We start from the raw sequence: 1,881 nt of genomic DNA, 5'->3' as shown, positions 1-1,881 counted from the left end.
CACCAGGGCGGCGACGGCGTAGGTGGCGGCGTCGACGGCGTACAGCGCGACCGCGCCGACCGCGGCGACGAGCGCGCCGCCCAGCGCCTGCGCGCCGGCGTCGACCCCGCTCGTGACGACGGAGAACGCGCTGTTGGCGCGGACCAGCGACTCCCGGTCGACGATCCGGGGAAGCGCGGCGGTCTGGGCGGGCGCGGCGAACAGTTCGGTCAGCGCCATGAACGGGAGCACGCCGAGGACGACCCAGACCGAGAGTTCGCCGAGGACCGCCGCCAGCGGGACGAGCAGCGCCAGCGCCGCGCCGAGCAGTTCGGAGCCGACGAGCACCCGGCCCAGCCGCGAGCGGTCGACCAGCGGCCCGGCGAACAGCTTCAGCGCGTTCGGCGCCCGGAGCAGGAAGCCGGCGAGCCCGGTGTACGTCGTCGACCCAGTCAGTTCGAACACGAGCCACATCACGGCGACGGTGAACAGGCCGTCGCCGAGGAAGCTCGTCGCCCTGCCCGCCAGCAGCCGCCGGAACGAGCGGTTCGCCGGGATCGAGAACTGCCGCCGCAGCGCGTCGTGGAGGGACACGGCCGAGGTGTCGGCCACCGGGATAGTGAACGCTCGGAGAACCGCAGTTCAGTACGCTGGCTGATACGTCGGCCGTAGTTTGAAGCCCGATCAGCCGGTAGGGCAGCGCGTGCAGGAAGCGGATCCGACCGACGCGCTGGCGGTGCTGGGCGACGAGACGCGGATCGCGATCCTCCGGGCGCTCGCGGCGGCCGACGAGCCGCTGTCGTTCTCCGAACTCCGGCGACGCGCGGACGTTCGCGACCCCGGGCGGTTCAACTACCACCTCTCGAAGCTCCGGGAGTACTTCGTCCGCGAGGTCGACGGCGGCTACGCGCTCCGGGAGGCGGGCAGCCGCGTCGTCGCCGCTGCCGGGGTGGCCGGTACGAGTGCCGCGGAGCCTGATCTCGTCGACGACTCGCCGGACTCGGAGCCGTCGACGTGTCCCGTCTGTGGGGAGACCGACTGCGAGCGCCTGTTCCACGTCCACCTCTCGGTGCCGTGGCGGTGACGATCGGCGGACGGCTGACGCTCGAACCGACCGATAACACCGCTGTAACCGGGTGACGACGGGGTTTGCGAGCCCTCAAGTGGTTCGCGCTCGTAGCAGGTGACGTGACGCAACTACATTCACACAGCGAATCGACGATGACCGCACCGACGGAGGGTGACCGATGAGCCTGCTGCAGGCCGCCGCGCTCGACGGCGCCGCGGGGACGATCTTCCTCGTCGCGCGCCTCGTCTTCGGTCTCGTGCTCGCGTTCATGGGTCTGAACCACTTCATGAACCTCGAGACGATGACGGGGTACGCCGGCGCGAAGAACATCCCCGCGCCGGCGTTCGGCGTGATCGCCTCCGGGCTGATGCTGATCCTCGGCGGCCTCGGCATCGCCGCCGGCGCCTACCCCGTCCTCGCGGCGGGCGCGCTCGCGACGTTCTTCGTCGTCGCGACGCCGACGATCCACGACTTCTGGAACGCCGAGGACACGCAGGGCGAGATGACCCACTTCCTGAAGAACGCCGCGCTGCTGGGGGCCTCGCTCGGCTTCCTCGCGCTCGGCGGCGCCGACTGGCCGCTCGCGCTCAACGTCGGCCTGTTCTGATCCGACCGTAACGGCCCGCTCACGCGGGATACCCGACCGAGCGAGACGACGCCGTTTCTCGCTTCGTTTCTTCGAGAGCCCGGAGACCGCAGTCTCGCGAACGATAGCCGGGCCCCGATCTTTTTCCGGAACGACGGAGCAGTTCGGCCCATGATCCGTGCCGACGGGCTCGAGAAGCGGTACGGCGAGTTCGTCGCCGTCGCCGGCAGCGAGTTCGCGGCCGACG

Annotated in this window: 3 protein-coding genes; 2 read left to right on the top strand and 1 reads right to left on the bottom strand. The window is 70.7% G+C overall.

Annotated elements, in window-relative coordinates; genetic code table 11:
- Positions 1-573, bottom strand: a 573-nt coding sequence (locus ACFR9S_RS13335; protein ID WP_379818866.1) for an MFS transporter, incomplete at its 3' end; no start/stop codon positions are given.
- 109 nt (positions 574-682) lie between these two features.
- On the opposite strand from ACFR9S_RS13335, the gene ACFR9S_RS13330 reads away from it, so the two are divergent.
- A complete protein-coding gene (locus tag ACFR9S_RS13330) occupies positions 683-1,063 on the top strand; it encodes a DUF7347 domain-containing protein (protein ID WP_379732428.1) in 381 nt (126 codons plus the stop codon).
- 163 nt (positions 1,064-1,226) lie between these two features.
- Positions 1,227-1,655 carry a DoxX family protein gene (locus tag ACFR9S_RS13325; protein ID WP_379732427.1) on the top strand — a complete coding sequence of 143 codons (429 nt, stop codon included), beginning with the start codon at positions 1,227-1,229 and terminating at the stop codon, positions 1,653-1,655.
- The last annotated feature ends 226 nt before the right edge of the window (positions 1,656-1,881 follow it).

Origin of the sequence: Halolamina salina, assembly GCF_042678005.1 — an archaeon.
Lineage (GTDB): Archaea > Halobacteriota > Halobacteria > Halobacteriales > Haloferacaceae > Halolamina > Halolamina salina.
The sequence above is the reverse complement of the archived record's forward strand: the minus strand, read 5'-3'. Positions and strand labels throughout refer to the sequence as shown.

Coding starts and splice junctions, on each gene's coding strand:
- ACFR9S_RS13325 (WP_379732427.1), top strand. CDS start 1,227: ATGAGCCTGCTGCAGGCCGCCGCGCTCGACGGCGCCGCGGGGACGATC.